The sequence below is a fragment of the Kitasatospora sp. NPDC088742 genome (genome assembly GCF_055584905.1).
Window position 1 is genome coordinate 35499 of the sequence record NZ_JBVJLD010000034.1, and the last position, 17576, is coordinate 53074.

Annotated in this window: 17 protein-coding genes; 9 read left to right on the forward strand and 8 right to left on the reverse strand. The window is 74.6% G+C overall.

Going from position 1 to position 17576, the window contains the following annotated elements:
- Window positions 1–138: 138 nt before the first annotated feature.
- The gene (locus ACZ6ZR_RS24885; protein ID WP_465645745.1) at window positions 139–1971 is read right to left on the reverse strand and encodes a glycosyl hydrolase family 18 protein; all 1833 of its coding nucleotides are present in this window, start codon (window positions 1969–1971) and stop codon (window positions 139–141) included.
- A 417-nt stretch (window positions 1972–2388) separates the two neighbouring features.
- On the reverse strand, window positions 2389–2886 hold the full coding sequence (locus tag ACZ6ZR_RS24890; protein ID WP_465645747.1) for a hypothetical protein: 498 nt from the start codon (window positions 2884–2886) through the stop codon (window positions 2389–2391).
- 105 nt (window positions 2887–2991) lie between these two features.
- On the opposite strand from ACZ6ZR_RS24890, the gene ACZ6ZR_RS24895 reads away from it, so the two are divergent.
- The 3 genes from ACZ6ZR_RS24895 (at window position 2992) to ACZ6ZR_RS24905 (ending at window position 5026) form a co-directional block, all read left to right on the forward strand.
- On the forward strand, window positions 2992–3360 hold the full coding sequence (locus ACZ6ZR_RS24895; RefSeq protein ID WP_465645835.1) for a BlaI/MecI/CopY family transcriptional regulator: 369 nt from the start codon (window positions 2992–2994) through the stop codon (window positions 3358–3360).
- Window positions 3357–4235, forward strand: coding sequence for a M56 family metallopeptidase (locus ACZ6ZR_RS24900; RefSeq protein ID WP_465645749.1), 879 nt, complete (start codon window positions 3357–3359; stop codon window positions 4233–4235). The genes ACZ6ZR_RS24895 and ACZ6ZR_RS24900 overlap by 4 nt, the downstream gene beginning before the upstream one ends.
- Before the next feature lie 101 nt (window positions 4236–4336).
- Entirely contained in the window at window positions 4337–5026 is a 690-nt protein-coding gene (locus ACZ6ZR_RS24905) for an alpha/beta hydrolase (RefSeq protein ID WP_465645751.1), read from the forward strand.
- 20 nt (window positions 5027–5046) lie between these two features.
- On the opposite strand, the gene ACZ6ZR_RS24910 is transcribed toward ACZ6ZR_RS24905, so the two are convergent.
- Window positions 5047–5463, reverse strand: a complete 417-nt coding sequence (locus ACZ6ZR_RS24910; protein ID WP_465645753.1) for a RidA family protein — start codon at window positions 5461–5463, stop codon at window positions 5047–5049.
- A gap of 133 nt (window positions 5464–5596) precedes the next feature.
- Between ACZ6ZR_RS24910 and ACZ6ZR_RS24915 the strand changes: the two genes are divergently transcribed.
- A complete protein-coding gene (locus tag ACZ6ZR_RS24915) occupies window positions 5597–6571 on the forward strand; it encodes a helix-turn-helix transcriptional regulator (protein ID WP_465645755.1) in 975 nt (324 codons plus the stop codon).
- Between the two features lie 63 nt (window positions 6572–6634).
- On the opposite strand, the gene ACZ6ZR_RS24920 is transcribed toward ACZ6ZR_RS24915, so the two are convergent.
- Window positions 6635–7189 (reverse strand): DoxX family protein, encoded by a 555-nt coding sequence (locus ACZ6ZR_RS24920; protein ID WP_465645757.1) that lies wholly within the window; start codon window positions 7187–7189, stop codon window positions 6635–6637.
- 107 nt (window positions 7190–7296) lie between these two features.
- Between ACZ6ZR_RS24920 and ACZ6ZR_RS24925 the strand changes: the two genes are divergently transcribed.
- The 3 genes from ACZ6ZR_RS24925 (at window position 7297) to ACZ6ZR_RS24935 (ending at window position 9006) form a co-directional block, all read left to right on the forward strand.
- Window positions 7297–7596 (forward strand): barstar family protein, encoded by a 300-nt coding sequence (locus ACZ6ZR_RS24925; RefSeq protein WP_465645759.1) that lies wholly within the window; start codon window positions 7297–7299, stop codon window positions 7594–7596.
- Window positions 7597–7687: 91 nt separating this feature from the next.
- Window positions 7688–8323 carry a hypothetical protein gene (locus ACZ6ZR_RS24930; protein WP_465645761.1) on the forward strand — a complete coding sequence of 212 codons (636 nt, stop codon included), beginning with the start codon at window positions 7688–7690 and terminating at the stop codon, window positions 8321–8323.
- A 65-nt stretch (window positions 8324–8388) separates the two neighbouring features.
- The gene (locus ACZ6ZR_RS24935) at window positions 8389–9006 is read left to right on the forward strand and encodes a MarC family protein (RefSeq protein ID WP_465645763.1); all 618 of its coding nucleotides are present in this window, start codon (window positions 8389–8391) and stop codon (window positions 9004–9006) included.
- A gap of 31 nt (window positions 9007–9037) precedes the next feature.
- On the opposite strand, the gene ACZ6ZR_RS24940 is transcribed toward ACZ6ZR_RS24935, so the two are convergent.
- Window positions 9038–9463 carry an Lrp/AsnC family transcriptional regulator gene (locus ACZ6ZR_RS24940; protein ID WP_465645836.1) on the reverse strand — a complete coding sequence of 142 codons (426 nt, stop codon included), beginning with the start codon at window positions 9461–9463 and terminating at the stop codon, window positions 9038–9040.
- A 177-nt stretch (window positions 9464–9640) separates the two neighbouring features.
- Between ACZ6ZR_RS24940 and ACZ6ZR_RS24945 the strand changes: the two genes are divergently transcribed.
- Both ACZ6ZR_RS24945 and kynU read left to right on the forward strand, forming a co-directional pair.
- Entirely contained in the window at window positions 9641–10474 is an 834-nt protein-coding gene (locus ACZ6ZR_RS24945) for a tryptophan 2,3-dioxygenase (protein WP_465645765.1), read from the forward strand.
- Window positions 10471–11712 (forward strand): kynureninase, encoded by a 1242-nt coding sequence (gene kynU / locus ACZ6ZR_RS24950; RefSeq protein WP_465645767.1) that lies wholly within the window; start codon window positions 10471–10473, stop codon window positions 11710–11712. The genes ACZ6ZR_RS24945 and kynU overlap by 4 nt, the downstream gene beginning before the upstream one ends.
- A gap of 88 nt (window positions 11713–11800) precedes the next feature.
- On the opposite strand, the gene ACZ6ZR_RS24955 is transcribed toward kynU, so the two are convergent.
- From ACZ6ZR_RS24955 to ACZ6ZR_RS24965, 3 genes are all read right to left on the reverse strand, one after another.
- Window positions 11801–14308, reverse strand: a complete 2508-nt coding sequence (locus tag ACZ6ZR_RS24955) for an SAV_2336 N-terminal domain-related protein (RefSeq protein ID WP_465645769.1) — start codon at window positions 14306–14308, stop codon at window positions 11801–11803.
- Window positions 14309–14639: 331 nt separating this feature from the next.
- Window positions 14640–15647 (reverse strand): AAA family ATPase, encoded by a 1008-nt coding sequence (locus ACZ6ZR_RS24960; protein WP_465645771.1) that lies wholly within the window; start codon window positions 15645–15647, stop codon window positions 14640–14642.
- Window positions 15648–15712: 65 nt separating this feature from the next.
- Complete coding sequence (locus tag ACZ6ZR_RS24965; protein ID WP_465645773.1) at window positions 15713–17560, reverse strand: VMAP-C domain-containing protein; 1848 nt, start codon at window positions 17558–17560, stop codon at window positions 15713–15715.
- Window positions 17561–17576: the final 16 nt, after the last annotated feature.

The window sequence follows — 17576 nt, forward strand, 5'->3', positions numbered from 1 at the left end:
TCGGCCGGATGCTCCGCCGGATCGAGGAGAGCCAGCCGGACGCCCTCGGCCGCACCGAAGGCCTCTGACCCGTCCCCGCGAACGCGGGAAGGCCCCGGACTCCACTGGAGTCCGGGGCCTTCCTGATCAGCCGTCAGCTCACGGGGTGGGCTGCACGGTGCAGGCACCGTTGTCGGTCCAGACGCCCCACTGACCGCTCAGCGAGGGGTCCTCGTTGGTGGTCCACCACTTGCTGGTGTAGTTGTGGCCCTTCCAGGAGACCTTGGTCGGGGTGGCGTACACCGCGCCGGCGCTCCAGGACGGGGCACAGGCGTTGGCCGGGACGGTCGGCGTGGACGACGGGCTCACCGAGGTGCTCGGGCTCGCGGACGGGCTCGGGTTGGTCGGCGAGCTGCTCGGCGAGGCCGACGGGCTCGGGGAGGCCGAGTTGCTCGGCGACGGGGTCGGCGAGGCGGTCGGCGCGGCCGGGCAGTCGGCGGCGGAGCCGTTGGTGGCCGACACCATCTTGTCGAACAGGGCGGTCTTGGTGCCCAGGTCGTAGAGGGAGAAGGCGAAGGAGCCGCCCAGGCCGTTGCAGTGCGCGTAGTCGACCTTGGCCTGGATCGAGCGGGCGTCCTCACCGGACCAGAAGGTGGAACCGTCGTAGAAGTACGTGGTCTTCGCCTGGTCGTCCCAGAAGGTCTTCGCCGGGTTGTCGGCGAAGCCCGTGAGCTCCTTGTACATCTGGATGCCGGGCACGTTGCCGCTCATCGCCGCACCGGCGGCCGGGCCGGTCGCGGTCTGGAAGAGGCCGTTCTTGCCGTTGTTGGGAACGCCGGTCCAACCGCGGTAGTAGAACGGGATGCCCATGTTGATCTTCTTGGCCGGGAAGCCGCCGGGGATGCCGTACTCGGCGTCACCCACCGTCCACGCCTTGATGGCCGCGTCGATCGAGTACTTGCCGGTGCCCGGCTTGACCGGGGTCATCGGGTCGTTCGGGCCCGAGTACAGCGGCGCCTGGTGGTTCGTCGGGCCCTTGGCGTCCCAACCACCGTGCATGTCGTAGGTCATGACGTCGAGGAAGGTCAGGTACTGGCCGACCTTGTCCGTCTCGATGTTCTTGATCTTGTCCTGGCCGGCACCGACCGCCGCCGCGAGGGCGTAGGTCTTCTTGTCGGTCGCGCCCTGGGCGTCCAGCTGGTCGCGGAACTCCTTGAGCAGCAGGGTGAAGTTCTGCTTGTCGGCCGCCGACTCGTGGTTGCCGGTGTGGCCGCCGCCGCCCGGGTACTCCCAGTCGATGTCCACGCCGTCGAAGATCCCGGCCGCCGAGCCCGCGCCACCGTAACCGGCGTCCACGGGCAGGTTGCCCTTGATGAACATGTCGAGGCAGGAGGAGACCAGCTTCTTCCGAGAGGCGTCCGTGGCGGCCGCGTCCGAGAAGTACTTGGAGTAGGTCCAACCACCGATCGAGATCAGGATCTTGAGGTTGGGGTTCTTCGCCTTCAGCTTCTTCAGCTGGTTGAAGTTGCCCGCGATCGGCTGGCCCCAGGCGTCCGCGACGCCGTCCACCGAGATGTCCGCGCCGTAGCTCTTCTGGTAGTCCGCGAACGAGTCACCCGCACCGTCACCGGCGCTGCCGTTGTTCTCGTCCTGGGACGCGGCCTTGTTGGCCTCGAAACAGGTGAGGTTGGTGGGGTGGATGTTGGCGAACGAGTAGATCATGTAGTCCAGGTTCTTGGCGACGCCGGTGTCCTGGATGGTCTTCGGGTAGTACGCGTTCGCGTAGACCGACCACTGGTCGAAGTAGGCGACCTTGATGCCGCCGCTGGTCGCCGGAGCACCGGTGCTGTTGCCGGCCGCGGCCTGGGCGGTGGTGCCCGCGGTCAGCGCGAGGCCCGCGCCCAGCAGCAGCGAGGCCGCCGTGCCGACCGCCAGCGCGGCCAGGCCCTTCGGGCGCCGACGGGTCGTCGGCTCCTGGGTAACTCGGTTCATGAGCTCGTGAACCTCCGGGTCGTGGGGGAACTGCCGCGCCGCCCGTGGGTTCCCGTGCGGGGTGGGGCCGCAGGGGCTGGCGGGCACGCCAGTGGAGGTGGAACGGGGGACAGGGGCGCCGAACCGGCACCGGAGGTCTGGACCACCGGCGCCGGATCAGGGGCTCCCTGCACCTGGGCACCAAAAATGGACTAGACCAACTCCCCCGTCAAGACCCGCAGTTCCCCCTTGACCTCCCCTTAAGGTTCAACCTGCCCGCGAACAGCCAAAAGCCGGTCCCAACCACCCGGAACCGGCTTCGAGCCACCTCACATCCGATCGATCTCCGTCAGATCCACTTCCACCGGAAACGGCACGATCCTGGTGCCTCGGCCGCCCGGTCCGGGTGCCGTCCGTGCAGGTTCGCCCGTTCGGCGGTCAGTAGCGGAGGGCGCTGCCGAGCTTGGCGGTGACGGTGCCGGAGAGGGCGCGGTTGCTCTTGGCGGTGGCCTGGGTGGTGGCGCCGGCGGCGGTGTCGGGGACGGAGAGGACGGCCGCGTCGAGGAGGTTTCCGGACGAGTCCTGGAAGTTGACGGTGAGGGTGTACTTGTAGGGCTGGGAGCCGGAGTTGGTGACGGTGACCGGGACGCTGGACTTGCCGTCGGGGTCGGTGGTGACGTCGCCGAGCTTGACGTCGTCCTTGGCGTCCAGGCCGCCCTTGACGCTGGCCAGCGCCGAGGAGGCCGCCGCCTGGGCGGAGGCCACGGCGGAGGAGGCCGAGGAGGCGAAGCCGCTGGCGGCACTGTTCGCGGCCGAGGCCAGCGCCGAGGCCCCCGACTGCACCGCCGCCGAGGGCGACTTGCTCCCGTCCGACGAACACCCCGTCAGCAGCAGCCCACCCGCGAGCACCACACCCAGTACGACACGACGACCCACGACGGCCTCCAGCCAGGGAAACGGAACCTGCCCTCACCCTTCGCGGCCGCCGCGACCGCGGCCAGCAGGACGGTCCGTACGAGTGACTACGATGGCGCCATGGTGGTGCGCAGCCTCGGGGACCTGGAAGCCGAGATCATGGACCGGCTCTGGCGGTGGGGCCGGCCGGCGACCGTGCGCGAGGTGGTGGACGACCTCAACGAGACGCGGCCGGTGGCGTACACCACCGTGATGACGGTGGCCGGAATCCTGCACACCAAGGGGCTGCTGCACCGTCACAAGCACGGCCGCGCCTGGGTCTACGAACCGGCCCGCAGCCGGGACGCGTACACCGCCTCGCTCATGCAGGAGGCGCTCGGCTCGACCCCGGACACCCCGGCCGCGCTGGCGCACTTCGTGGAGCGGATCAGCCCGGACGAGGTGGCCGCGCTGCGCGCCGCGCTGGACGCCCTCGGCGGGACGGAGCAGCGGTGACGGCCGCCGCGCTGCTGGCGCTCTGGGCCGTCCTGGTCACCGCCGCGCTGCCGCCGCTGCTGGCCGGCGCCCGCTGGACCCGGCGCAGCCCGGTGCTGGGGGTGGTGACCTGGCAGACCCTCGGGCTGTCGGCGGTGCTCTCGGTGGCGATGGCGATCCGTCAGCTGGTGGACCCCTCGCCGCACCACCACGGCGGCCTGCTGCACCTGTGCGGCGTCTCCCCCGAGGCGGTCTCCGGCACGGCCCTGACAGTGGCCGCGCTGACCGCCGCCCGCCCCGTGGCGCTGCTGCTGGCCGCGCTGCACACCGCCCGCCGGGACCGCCGCCGCCATCGCGAACTGCTGGACCTGGCCGCCCACCGGGGCCAGCTGCCGGACGGGGCGCTGCTGCTGGACCACCCGACGCCCGCCGTCTACTGCCTGCCCGGCCGCCACGCGCGGATCGTGGTCAGCCGGGGCGCGCTGACGGCGCTCAGCGCCGAGCAGCTGGCCGCCGCGCTGGCCCACGAGCGCGCCCATCTGAGCGGCCGTCACCACCTCGCCGACTGCGCGGCGCAGGCGCTGGCCGGCACCTTCGGACGGCTGCCGCTGGGCCGGCTGGTCCGCGCCGAGGTGCGCACCCTGCTGGAGATGGCCGCCGACGACCGGGCGCTGCGCCGCCACTCGCCGCGCGCGCTGGCCACCGCGATGGGCGTGGTGGCCGGCGCGCTGGCCCCGACGGGCGCGCTGACCGCCGGTCACCAGGCGCTGGCCCGGATCGAGCGCCTGGCCACCGGCCGCCGCGCGTCCCGCCCGGCACTGGCCCTGACCGCGGCCGTCCCGGCCGCGCTGCTGCTGCTCCCGCTCCTGCTGGTCTGCCTGCCCCACCTCACCTGACGTCCGGTCGGGTGACGCTCCGCGCCCGCCTCCCGGCCCGGGGCCCGTCCGGCCGCTAGCGTCGGCCCGAGGTCCGAGGTCCGTACACGGAAGGGCAGTTCATGAGCGTTCGACCCACCATCGTGCTGGTCCACGGCTTCTGGGGCGGGGCCGCCCACTGGGCGAAGACCATCGTCGAACTGGACCGCCTCGGCCACACCGGCATCCGGGCCGTGGAGAACCCGCTGACCTCGCTGGCCGACGACGCCGAGCGCACCAGGAAGATGGTCCGTCAGGTGGGCGGCCCCGTGCTGCTGGTGGGCCACTCGTACGGCGGCGCGGTGATCACCGAGGCCGGCGACCTGCCGAACGTCCTCGGCCTGGTCTACATCGCGGCCTTCGCACCGGACGCCGGCGAGAGCCCGGGCGGCCTCACCCAGGAGTACCCGCCGGCCGCGGCGGCCAACCTGGAGCCGGACGGCGACGGCTACCTCTGGGTCAAGGCCGACAAGTTCCACGAGTCCTTCGCCCAGGACCTGACCCCGGCCGAGGGGCTGGTGATGGCGGTGACCCAGAAGGCTCCGCTGGCCTCCACCTTCGGGGACGCGATCACCGCCCCGGCCTGGCGCTCCAAGCCGAGCTGGTACCAGGTGTCCGCCCAGGACCACATGATCCACCCAGACAACCAGCGCCGGATGGCGGCCCGGATCAACCCCCGCAAGACCATCGAACTCCCCACCAGCCACGCCTCGTTAGCCTCCGCCCCGGTCTCGGTCGCGGCCCTGGTCGACGAGGCCGCGTCCTCGTTCTGACCGGGCGCCGGGGGCCGCCGCTACCGACCGGCCGGCCTGCGGACCGCGACCGCCTCGACCTCGAAGAGGACCTCGGGCGCGGCCAGGGCCGCGACGCCGAGCAGGGTCTGCACCGGCGGCTGCTCCCCCCAACCCTCCTTCACCGCACCGGCGATGACACCCAGCTTGGCGAAGTCGTGGTCCACCACGTACGTCCGGAGCTGGACCACGTCCGCGAGGCCGAGCCCGTGGGCGGCCAGGGCGGTGGCGGTGTTGCGGAAGGCCTGCCGCACCTGCCCCTCGAAGTCGGCGGACAGCACCGAGCCGTCCGGGCCGGATCCGAACTGGCCTGCCACCAGGACCAGTTCGGCCCCGGCCGGGACGGCGGCGGTGTGGCTGTAGCCGAACGGGACCGGGTCGTGCAGGCCGTCCGGGTTGACGAAGGTGTGCTGTGCCATGCGAGTTCGCCCCTCCTGGGGTGGGTCGGTGGCTCCGTGTGGTGCCGGAGAAGAGCCTCGCAAGTAATCACGACACCCTCTGTCGGGTATCCCGGGCCACTCCACCGGCCGGCCCTCCCGGTAGGTTCGGCGGATGCGCGCCGATCGGCTGGTCTCCCTGGTACTGCTGCTGCGGCAGCACGGACGGCTCTCCGCGGCCGCCCTGGCACGGGAGTTGGAGGTCTCCACCCGTACGGTGCTGCGCGACGTCGAGGCGCTCTCCGCCTCCGGAGTCCCGGTCTACGCCGAGCGCGGGCGGCACGGCGGCTTCGCCCTGCTGCCCGGCTTCCGGACCGAGCTCACCGGGCTGAACCACGACGAGGCCCTCGCCCTGCTGGTGGCCGGAGCACGGCGCGGCGCACAGGCCTTCGGGCTGGGCGCGGCGCTCGCCTCGGCGATGCTCAAGGTGGTCGACGCCCTGCCCGCGAGCCAGCGGGACACCGCGGCCGGGGTCGCGCAGCGCCTGCTGGTCGACCCGGAGACCGACCTGCTGGAACGCCGACTGGTCACCGAGGAGGCACCGGACGAGGTCGTGGCCGAGGTGCTGCGCGCGGTGTTCGCCGGCCGCAAGCTGCGGATCCGCTACGCGGCCCCGGACCGGGCGGCGCGGTGGCGGACGGTGGACCCGGTAGGCCTGGTCTCGGTGCGCGGCCAGGGCTACCTGCTGGCCACCCGTTCCGGCGAGGACCGCACCTACCGGCTCGCCCGCGTACTGGCCGCCGAGGGTCTCGCGGAGGCCGCCGAGCGCGACGGACAGGTCGACCTGGAGCGGGCCTGGCGGGAGCGGGGCAGCCGGTTCCGGGCGGGCGGCGAGGTGGTCACGGCGGTGCTGCGGGCCGCCCCGGCGCGGCGGGCCGAGCTGGCGGGCACCGCGCTGGCCGTGCTGGCGGAGACCGCCGAGCCCGACGGGTGGCTGCGGCTGGAGCTGAGCTTCCAGGACGCCCGCCACGCCGAGTGGGCCCTCTGGCAGGCCGGCCCCGATGCGGAGGCCTTGGCCCCGCAGTGGCTCCGGGAGTCCCTGCGGGACCGCGCCACCGCCCTCAGGGCCCGCTACGACGGGGCGACCTGACGGAGGATCGGCAGACGGGGCCCGGGCAGCGGGCGGACGGTCCGGGCCGGTGGTGCGGCCGCGTCAGGCGAGGCCGACGCCCGCCTCCTCGTCGGCGGCGCGGGCCTCGCGGCGGCGGACCACGTCCTGGCGGCGGGCCACCACCGCGGCCGCCCCCACGGCGGAGGCGGCGAAGGCCAGCAGGCCGAGGCCCGCGCCGTCGAAGCGGTGGCGGCTGAGGTGGTCGAGGGAGTAGCAGCCGGCGCCGGACAGGCCCAGCGCCAGGCCGCAGGCGCCGAGCAGGGCCGGGTACTCGTAACCGCCGCCCATCGCGAAGAAGCCGCTGGGGGCGTGCACGGAGATGGCCCCGGCCATGGTGCCGGCCACGATGGCGCCGGCCGCCGGGGTGGCCAGGCCGGCCACCAGCAGGGCGCCGCCGCCCGCCTCGCCGAGGCCGGAGGCCAGGGCGCTCTGGTGACCGGGTTCGAAGCCCATGTGCTCCATCGCCTTGGCGGTGCCCTCCAGACCGCCGCCGCCGAACCAGCCGAACAGCTTCTGGGTACCGTGCGCGATGAGCACGCCGCCGACCGCCGCGCGCAGCGCCAGCAGTCCTAGGTCCTTACGCTTCAGACACGCCATGATGGGGCCTCAGTTCTCGCTCAACAGCAAAGCGGGACAGCAAGGCCATCCCACACCGGGCCCGGCGCGCCCTCACCCCGGGGACGCCATCCGAGCGAAGGACCGTCATGCCGACGAACCCGACCTTCCACCTCAGCAGCGCCACGATCACCGACGAGCCGTCCTTCTGGACCGCCCTCGCCGAGGCCCTGGACGCCCCCGACGGCTACTACGGCCGCAACCTCGACGCCCTCGCCGACTGCCTCCGCGGCGGCTACGGCCCCGAGGCCCCGTTCACCCTCGTCTGGCACGACGCCGCCCGCGCCCGCAAGGCCCTCACCCGCCCCCTCCCGCACACCGGCGAGCCCTACTTCGACGCCGTCCTGGACGTCCTGAGCGACGGCGGCGTCACCGTCACGCTGGCGTAGCCGCCTTCCCCGCTGACACCCCGTGGGCCTCCGGAGGCCCGGGCCGGAAAATGCCCGCGGGTGGGTGGGTCCGTGCGGGAGGATGCCCGCCATGAGTGCGATCGAGCAGCTGGACCTGACCGGTTTCGTCCCCCGGGCGGGCGAGGACGGGGTGTGGGACGACGCGCGCGGGGTGGTGCTCTCCGTCCACGACTTCGGGCTGGTGCCCGATCTGGCGGCGCCGCTCGACGACGAGGGGGCGCTGCGGCGCGCGCTGGCGCGGTTCACCGCCGAGGCCGGGGCCGGGCTGATCGAGGCCTCGGTGGGCGAGCTGGGCGGGGTGGCGGCGGTGCGGCAGCTGGTGAAGGTGCCGCTGGCCGGCGGGCACGGGCAGGTGTTCGTCGGGTCGTGGACGGTACCCAGGGCGCACAGCAGCGTGGTGCTGAAGGTACAGGCCGCCGAGCGGGGGGCGACGGGTCTCCGGGAGGCGGTGGTGATGGACCGCGTCGGTCCGGCCGAGTTCTTCCGGCCGCACCCCTACGACCCTGAGCTGGACGGTCCGCTGCCGTACCACCGGGCGGACGGGGAGGAGTGGGACGCGGACTTCCCCGGGCACCCGCTGACGGTGGTGCGGGCGACGCTGGCCCGGGTGGCGGCGGGCGTGGTGCTGTCGGAGGGGTTCCGGGCACAGCCGCCGTTCGGCGGTGCCCCGGCCCGGGAGCGGCGGCGGTGGTGGCGACGGCGCTGAGCGGGACGGGTGGTTGAGGGGGCGTCAGGCGGGCGGGGACGGCGGGGCTGCCCGATGCTGGGGTGGTGATCGCGTTCAATCTGAGCAGTGCGTTCGTCGCGCTCTTCGCCGTGGTCGGGCCGCCCAAGGTGCTGCTCACCTTCGCGCAGCTGGCGCGCACCCGGACGCACCGGGAGTTGGTGCGGCTGACGCTGGTGGCCACCGGGATGGCGGCGGCGGCCGGGGTGGCGATGGCCTACTCGGCGGACTTCCTGACCGACTTCTTCCACGTGGACGACTGGTCGATCCAGCTGGCCGGCGGGTTGATCTTCTCGATCTACGCGGTGGCCCTGGTGCTCGGGGTGCACCTGGGCGGCGGGGACGACGGGGAGCAGCTGGACAACCAGCTCGCGGAGGGCATCCGGGAGTTGCTGCTGCCGTACGTCGCCAGCCCGCTGGGCATGACGGCGGTGCTGGTGAGCTCGCTGGAGGAGGACAGCTGGAGCTGGCACTCCACCATCGCGGGGGCCTACCTGGCGGTGGTGGCGATCAACTGCGTCTGCGTGCTGGCGCTCTCCAAGCCGCTGCGGCGCTCGCACCGGACCTCGCTGGAGGTGCTCTCCCGGCTGCTCGGGCTGCTGCTGGCGGCGGTCGGGGTGGAGCTGTTCGTCACCGGGCTGGAGAACCTGCGGAGGCTGTACTGACCCCGTGTCAGGCCCCGCGTCGGGCCCCGTGTCAGGGCACCTGGACGGGCCGCCAGGGCACCGGGCTGGAGAGCACCATCGAGCTGGACGGCTGCCCGTAGCCGGCGAGCCGGTCGATCAACTGCTCGAACTCGGCCATCCCGGCCACCGCGACCAGCAGCGCGCAGCAGGCGCCGCCGGTGACCCGGTGCAGCTGGAGCACCTCGGGCCATTCGGCGACCGCCGGGTCGCGCAGCACGCAGCGCGGGCCGTAGCACTGGATCTGGACGAGCGCGGTGACCTTGAGGCCGGCCCGGTCCAGGTCGACGTGGGCGTGGTAGCCGCTGATCACCCCGTCGGCCTCCAGCCGCCGGACCCGTTCGGCGACGGCCGGTGGCGAGAGGTTCACCCTGCGGGAGAGCTCGTTGTACGAGAGCCTGGCATCTGCCTGGAGTTCGGCCAGCAGCAGGCGGTCCACGGCGTCCAAGGGTGCTCCTTCACGTTCGGCAGGCCGGAGGCGTCCAAGACCTTCCGTTCGGAAGGCGGCGGAGCCGATCCGGCATCCGTCGCCCATTCAATCCGGTGCCGTGCCGACCGCACAATGGGGGCCGCCCGGAGCGGACGGGCACGGCAGCCCGGAGCAGCAGGAGGAGCCATGGCGGCAGATCCCCAGGTCAGTACCCCGAAACTCGCGTTCGGCTCGGCCGAGGAGCCGGAGGCCAGCACCCCGTACGCGCAGTACGCCAAGCTCGACGTGCTGCACAGCCTCCAGCAGCCGCGCAGCAAGGTGGACGCCGAGCTGTCGTTCATCATCACCACCCAGGTGATGGAGCTGCTCTTCGACCTGCTGCGGCACGAGTGGACCATCGCCCGGCAGGCGCTGCGCGAGGACGACCTGACGGCGGCTCATGCCGCGCTCAAGCGCGGGCACCACGTGCAGGACGTGCTGGCGGACTCCTGGGACCTGCTGGCCACCATGACCCCGCTGGAGTTCGGCGCCTTCCGCCCGGTGTTCGGCGAGGCCAGCGGCTTCCAGTCCTCGGCCTTCCTCCGCCTCGAGTTCATGATCGGCAACAAGAGCTCCCGGCTGCTGACGATGTACCAGGGCACGCCCTCGGTGCACGCCGAGCTGACCGCCGCGCTGCACGCGCCCGGCCTGTACGACGAGGCGCTGGCCCTGCTGGCCCGGCGCGGGCTGGAGGTCGACGTGGAGCCCGGCCCGGTGCGCCACCAGGAGAGCGAGCAGGTCACCGCCGCCTGGCACCAGGTCTACACCGACCCGGCGCTGGCGGACCTGGCCCTGCTGGGCGAGGCGCTGCTGGACACCGCCGAGCGGGTCACCCGCTGGCGGCAGCGGCACTACTCGGCGGTCAAGCGCGCCATGGGCGCCAAGCCCGGCAGCGGCGGCTCCAGCGGACTCAGCTGGCTGAAGCAGGCCGCCGACCAGGACGTCTTCCCCGAGCTGTGGAACGTGAGGAACGAGCTGTGAGCACCACCACCCGCGAGCAGTGCGCCGCGCTGGACGCCGCCGACCCGCTGGCCGCCTTCCGCTCCGAGTTCGTCCTCCCCGAGGGCGTGGTCTACCTGGACGGGAACTCGCTCGGCGTGCTGCCCGCCCGCACCTCGGGCCGGGTCCGCGAGCTGGTCGAGGTGGAGTGGGGCGAGCGGCTGATCCGCAGCTGGAACGAGGCCGGCTGGTTCGAGCAGCCGCACCGCCTGGGGGCCAGGGTGGCGCCGATGGTCGGGGCCGCGCCGGGCCAGGTGGTGGTCTGCGACACCACCTCGGTCAACCTCTTCAAGGTGCTGGCCGCCGCGCTGCGGCTGCGCCCGGGCCGCTCCACCGTGCTGGCCGAGCGGGCCGCCTTCCCGACCGACCTCTACATCGCCGAGGGCGTCACCTCGCTGGCCGGCGGCGGCGCGCACACGGTGCTGCTGGACTCGGCGGAGCAGCTGGGCGAGGCACTCGGGCCGGACACCGCCGTGGTGGTGCTCTCCCTGGTCGACTACCGCACCGGCGAACTGCTGGACATCGCCTCGATCACCCGCCGGGTGCAGGAGGCCGGCGCCCTGATGGTCTGGGACGTCTGCCACGCGGTCGGCGCACTGCCGGTCGAACTCGACGCCTGCGGCGTGGACTTCGCGGTCGGCTGCACCTACAAGTACCTGAACGGCGGCCCCGGCTCGCCCGCCTTCCTGTACGTGGCGGAGCGTCATCTGGCCGTCGCCGAGCAACCGTTGAGCGGCTGGTTCGGCCACGCGAAGCCCTTCGACTTCACCCCCGGGTACGAGCCGGTGGCGGGCATCGGGCGCTTCCTGACCAGCTCGCCCTCGCTGCTGGGGCAGGCCGCGCTGGGCGCCTCGCTGGACGTCTGGGAGAAGGCCGACCTGGCGGTGGTGCGGGCCAAGAGCCTCGCCCTGACCGACCTGTTCATCGAGCTGGTGGAGCCGCTGGCCGGGCACGGCGTCGAGGTGGTGACCCCGCGCGAGCACGCCCGCCGCGGCAGCCAGGTCGCGCTGCGGCACCCGGACGGGTACCCGGTGGTGCAGGCGCTGATCGAGCGCGGGGTGATCGGTGACTTCCGGGCGCCGGACCTGATGCGGTTCGGCTTCACGCCGCTGTACCTGTCGTACACCGACGTGTGGGACGCGGCACGGCACTTGACCGAGGTCCTGGAGAGCGGCGAGTGGCGGGACGAGCGCTTCTCCCGCCGCGGCGCCGTCACCTGACCCGAGGCGCGCGGGGGGTGCCCCCCAGGATCGAGCTGCCGGACGGCAGCATGGCGGACACCGCTACACAGTCGACAGACGCCAGGAGTCAGGCGCGGGCGGTGCGGTCGGCCAGGGAGACGATCTTCTCGGCGATGCGGTGGACGGCCAGCTCGTAGGAGGAGCGGTCCAGGGCGCGCAGGCCCTGGTCGGCGTAGCGGGCCCCGAAGCCGCGGTCGCGGTAGTCGAACTGCCGGGCCAGGGTGGGGAGTTCGCGGTGGTCCAGCGGATCCCAGAAGACCGGGACGGCGGCTCGGCGGTGGGAGCCGAAGGCGGCCCACTCGCGGATGGCGCGGTGGTTGCGGAAGCAGCCGTGCCCGTAGAGCGGGACGAACACCTCGCAGTGCCGGACGGCGTCCGGCTGTCCGGCCACCCCGGCCAGGTCGGAGAGCTGCCAGACCTCCTCGCAGAGGTCCTCGAAGAAGCGGTCGGCACGTGGGTCGCGGTCGGTGTCCCGGGCCAGGTAGAAGTGCCTGCGCCCGGCCGCCGGGTTCCGCATGAAGACCAACTCCTGCTGGCTTCCGAGCAGTTCGGTGCCTTCGTCGGCGCGGGCCGCCGCCTCGGCGAGCAGCTCGCCGAGGGTCAGTTCGGGCGGGCCGCCGGGCCAGCCGAAGCGGAACACCTCGTTGCAGAGCGAGGCCAGCGAACGGGCGCCCGGGGGCCGGTCGAACCAGACCTGGGCCGAGACCCCGGCGTCCCGTTCGGCCAGCACCAGGGTCCGGGCCGGGCCCTTCACCAGTGCCCGGGCGGCCAGTTCGGCGCCGGGGTCGAAGCCGGGCGCAGCGGCCAGCAGCACCAGCAGGGTGTCCTCGGCACTGCGGGACGCCGCCCGCAGCGCCGCCCGGAAGCCCTCCGGGTCACTGCCCGCCCAGACCTGGCCGGGCGGCAGGCCCACCAGCTCGCGGTCGGTGAGGTGGGCCGCCAACTGGTCGACCTCCTCGGCCTCTTCGGAGTACAGCACCGCCCAGGACCGGGACGGGTCGATCCGGGCCGCCTGCCGCGGCACCTCCACCCCGACGATGCCCAGGGCCGCCGGGCTGACCAGCGCGAACGGCCGCCGCTCGGCGGTCAGCGGGGCGCCCTCGGTGTCGGTGGCCGCGATGGCCGCGATCTCGTCCGGCACCCGCCCCGCCCGGGCCGCCACCTCCTCCCCCACCCGGACCAGCAGGCCGACCGCCTGGTGGGTGACCGAGCGCGGCAGCGTGTGCACCAGCAACTCCCGTACCCCCGGCCGGAAGTCGAAGCGCTCGGGGTGGCCGGGCCGCTCCACCAGCAGGCCGCTCACCACCAGTTCGGCCAGCTGTTGCGGCCGGGGGCGGGGGATCGCGGCGTGCTGCAGCAGCCGCAGCACCGGCAGCGCGGGAGTGGTCAGCGCCGCCAGCCCCGCGAGGGTGTACGCCTCGCGGGAGGCCGTGGCCCGGAAGCGGCGCACCGCCTCGGCGGGTGCCAGCTCCCCCGGCGCCGGGTCGCCCGGACGGGCGGCGGCCGGGGCGGTGCCCAGGCGGACGGCGGCCCCGACCACCTCACAGCCCCCCGGACTGCCCACCAGCTGGGCCCAGTTGGCCAGCCAGGGCGCGTCCGCCTCCAGCACCGGCAGGACCAGCCCGGGGGCGCCTCGCCGTTCGGGGTGGGCCGGCGGCAGGGTCTGCTGCCGGGTCTGGGACTGGGGCCCGGGCGGGCAGTCGGGGAGGTCCGGAGGGTCGAGCGGGGTGAAGCCGTACGCCGGGTTGGCGGCGCCCGCCTCGGGGGTGGTGAGCAGGCCCGCGGCGGCCGGGAGCGCGGTGAGCGGCCACAGGCGCTCGGGGAGCGGCTGGAGCAGGGCGACCGGGCCGAGGCGGGCCAGGCCGGAGAGGGTCCGGTACCACCGCTCCCCCGGGCGGCCCGGGCGCCACTGCGGGCCCATCGCGTCGCTGAGGACGAGGGTGGCGGTCCGGGGGCCGGGCTGACCACCGGTGAGGGCGCCGTCCGGGGACAGCCAGGCCCGGGTGACCTGGCGGAAGGCGCCGGTCTGCCGCAGCAGGTCCCGCAGTTCGCGGGCCAGCGGGCGCCAGAGGGCCATGGTCGGGCCGGTGTCCAGCACCAGACGGAGCGTCAGCCAGCGCTCGCTGCCCGGGCGCAGCACCGGGAACCAGTGCACGGGGCCGGGGCCCCGGAGCGCCTCGGCGAGGCGGTTGGCGGTGGCGGTCTCGTCCAGCACCGTCCGGTACGGGTCCGGGACGTGCCGCTTCAACGGCCGCAGCGCCCGCTGGAGGTCGAGCGGGCGGGCCAGCATCGGGGCGCTCGGCGCCGCGACGGTGCTGCCGCCGGGCAGACCACCGGGCGTCTCGGCGGCCGGCAGGTGCAGCGCGAGCAGCGATCCCCCGGGGCCCGGCTCCGGCCGCACCGCCTCCGGCCGCTCGGTCACCACCTCGTCCACCGGCTCGGCGGCCTTGCCCGGCAGGACGGTCCGACCGGACACCGGGGCCGAACGGGCGGCCAGCCAGAGCAGCTCGGCCAGCTCCACCGCATCCGCCCCGACCCGCCCGAGCCCCCCGAGCACCTCCGCCAAGCGGTCCACCTGCACACCTCCGAGCGACGGAGCGTCGTGCCCTGCGAGCGGCTGAGGGAAGGGCACATCGACATGCCCTGCGGGCGGCAAGGGGGGCGGCGAAGCCGGATCCCCTGAGCATGGCTCGGCCTCCGGCTGGGCGGGCGGTCTGCCAGGTGCCGCACTGCCGGGCCGTCCGGCCGGGCCGCCGGGCTCCGCAGGGTGGCCCGGCGCAGCCGGCGGCGCGCCACCCGACCGACCGTCAGACCCACCGGGCCGCCCGGCACTTGCTCCGGCCGACGCGGCAGGCCCCGCAGGGAGCCCCGGCTCGGGCGTGGGGGCGGGGTCCGGGGCCGGGGGTTCAGAGGTCATCGTCGTCCCGGCCTCTGCTGAGGTAGGCCATGACGCGGGTGGCGAGGGCGGTGCGGTCGGCCTGGTCGGTGAGTTCGGGGCGGGTGGTGAGGTAGATGGCGTTGAGGAGCTGGTCGGTGGCCAACTCGCCCTCGCCCCGGCGGTCCAGGAAGACCTGGAGGATCTCGGCGACCACCGCGCGGTCGGCCTCCGGCAGGTGGGAGCGGACGATCTCGGCCAGTTCGCTGCCCTCGGGGCGCTTGAGCTCCAGGACCACGCAGCGCCGCAGGAAGGCCGCCGGGAACTCCCGCTCGGCGTTGCTGGTGAGCACCGTGAACGGGAAGGCCCGGCACCGCACCCGCCCGCCGGTCACCGGCGCCCGCCCGTGCCCGTCGGCGGTGAGCACCTGCGCGACGGGCTGCTGCGGCGCCGCCCGGACCAGTTCGTCGATCTCGTACTGCCCGTCCTCCAGGACGTGCAGCAGGTCGTTGGGCAGGTCGAGGTCGCCCTTGTCGATCTCGTCGATCAGCAGAGCGCGCGGCCGCGCGTACGGGAGCAGGGCGGTGCCCAGCGGGCCGAGCCGCAGGTGTTCGTCCAGGCCGGCGCCGGTGGCCTCGGGGCCGGCCTGGTTGGCGGCGTAGAGGCGGGAGAGCGGGTCGTACTGGTAGAGGCCGTCGCGCAGGGTGGCCCGGCTGGTGATGTTCCAGCGCAGCACCGGGCCGAGGCCCAACTCCCGTGCCACCGCGTACGGGAGGCTGGACTTGCCGCTGCCGGGCGGGCCGGTGACCAGCAGCGGGCGCCGCAGGTGGAGCGCGGCGTTGACCAGTTCGACGGTCTCGGGGGTGGGCCGGAAGGTGGCCGCCCGGTGGCCGGCGGAGGCGGCGGAGGGGTCGGCCTCGGGGGCGGGGGTGTCGAGCGGCGGGCCGCCGTCGAAGGCGCGCCACGGCGGTGGGGCGGGCAGGGCGGCGAGACCGTCGTGGGGCTGCTCGGCACCCCGGTAGATCCGCTGCAACGGCATGGCACTCTCCTGCGGCTGGCCCCGCCACGCGGGCGGGAGATGACGGACGGTCAGGGCGGAGACGGTCAGGGCAGTGGCGGCGGGTCGGTCGGCGGCAGCGGGTACGGCCGGTGCGGGCTGGGGAGGAGTAACGGGTCCTCCCAGAGCAGCACCAGCCCGGCCGCCCAGTGCCCGGCCGGGTCGCCGCCCTCCTCCGCCTGGTGCCGCAACTGCTTGATCCGCTCCGGTAGTTCGGACGGCGGGGTGCCGGCCAGCTCGACCGCCAGTCTGGCAGTGAAGGACCTCCCCCGGCACGCGCGGCCGGGCTGGTGCCGCTCCGAACAGGTCCACTCCGGCCAGATCACCGCGTGCACCCCGGCGCCGAGCGCGGCGTCCAGCAGCGGCGCGTACCGGCGGGCCTTGGGCGAGCCGGGCAGCACCGGGACTTGGGGGCGCTCGACCGGGCGGAGCAGGTGGTAGAGGGTGCGGGCCTCGCCGGGTTCGGCGCAGTCCACCACGTGGGCCAGGGTGCGGCGTTCGTCGCGCCGCAGCGCCCAGTTGAGCTCCAGGGTGCGGCGGTCGGCGGCGGAGTCGCGGCGCTGGCGGTCGACCACCACCACGGGGTGGTCGGCGCCGAGCGGGCCGAAGGAGTGCTTGCCGGTCCAGGCGTGCACCGGCACGGTGAGCAGCTTGCGGGGCAGCACGAAGACCACCAACTCGGCGCCGTCGGACTCCAGTCGGCCGAGCTGCCGCTCGATCTCCCGGAGCACCTCGGCCTGGAGCTCGCCGCCGGAGAGGGTGCGCGGCACGGCCGGCCCGGGCTCGCCGTCGCGCACCGTCCGGACCGCGACGGTGTACCGGCCGCGCCCGGCCCCGCTGTGGCCGATCTCGACCAGGATCGGCCGCCAGCGCCGGGCGCCGCTCCGGCCCGGGTGCCCGAGCCGGATGCCGCCGTCGGCGAGCCGCAGCAGCCTGGCCCGGCGGTCCCGCTGCTCCGGGGTGGCCTCGCCGGCCGACTCGGCGAGCAGCGCGGCGAACTCGCGCACGGGGTGACGGCTGGTCAGCGGGCCGGTCACCTCGGAGAGCAGGTACCAGCAGGTCTCCCAGAGGCTGCCGGGCCTGGTCGGCGGGTCCAGCAGGCCCTGGGCGGCGGTGGCGGTCCGGTAGAGCTCCAGCGGATCGGCCGCCCCGGGCCCGGTGACGGCGGTGGCGGCGACCCCGGCCACCAGTTCACGCAACTCCCGCACCTGGTCCGGCGGGAGGGCCGCCCCGGGGATCAGGTCGGCCAGTTCGGGGACGTAGCGGGCCAGCGCCCCGGCGGGCAGCATCTGGCCGATCCGCAGCGCGGGCGGGGTCCGGCCGTCCGGGCCGGGCGGCAGCCGGCGGCCGAGGGTGTCCTGGGCGGCCGTCACGATGCCGACCAGCTCGCCGGTGTCGGAGTCCACCACCGGGCCGCCGCTGAAGCCGGGCGAGAGCGGCATGCCCTGGCCGTCGTGCTCCAACTGCACCAGTTCGCCGCCGATCAGCAGCCCGGCCCGGGTCGGCCGGATCTCGCTGCTGCGTCCGGCGTCGTGGCCGAACGGGAAGCCGTGCGCGGTCAGTCCCGGGTAGGGCGGGCGGTCCCAGTGGTGCAGCGGGGCGAACGGCGCGGGCCTGGCCACCCGGTCGGGCACCGGCTGCTCCAGCGTCAGCACGGCCACGTCCCCGGTGCCGTCCGGGCCGTGCCGCCCGCTGGGCCAGGGCCCCCGGCGCAGCACGGTGGCCGGCAGCGCGGGGTGGTCCGGCCGGTGGGCGAGGCGGACGGTGACGGCGGCGTGCCCGTGCACCACGTGGGCGCAGGTCAGCACGTGCCGGTCGGTGACCAGCACCCCGGCACCCACCGTGGGCTCGGGGCCGCCGGTGTCGATCCGGGCCAGCCAGTACGGGTACGCCATCGCGACTGCTCGGGCC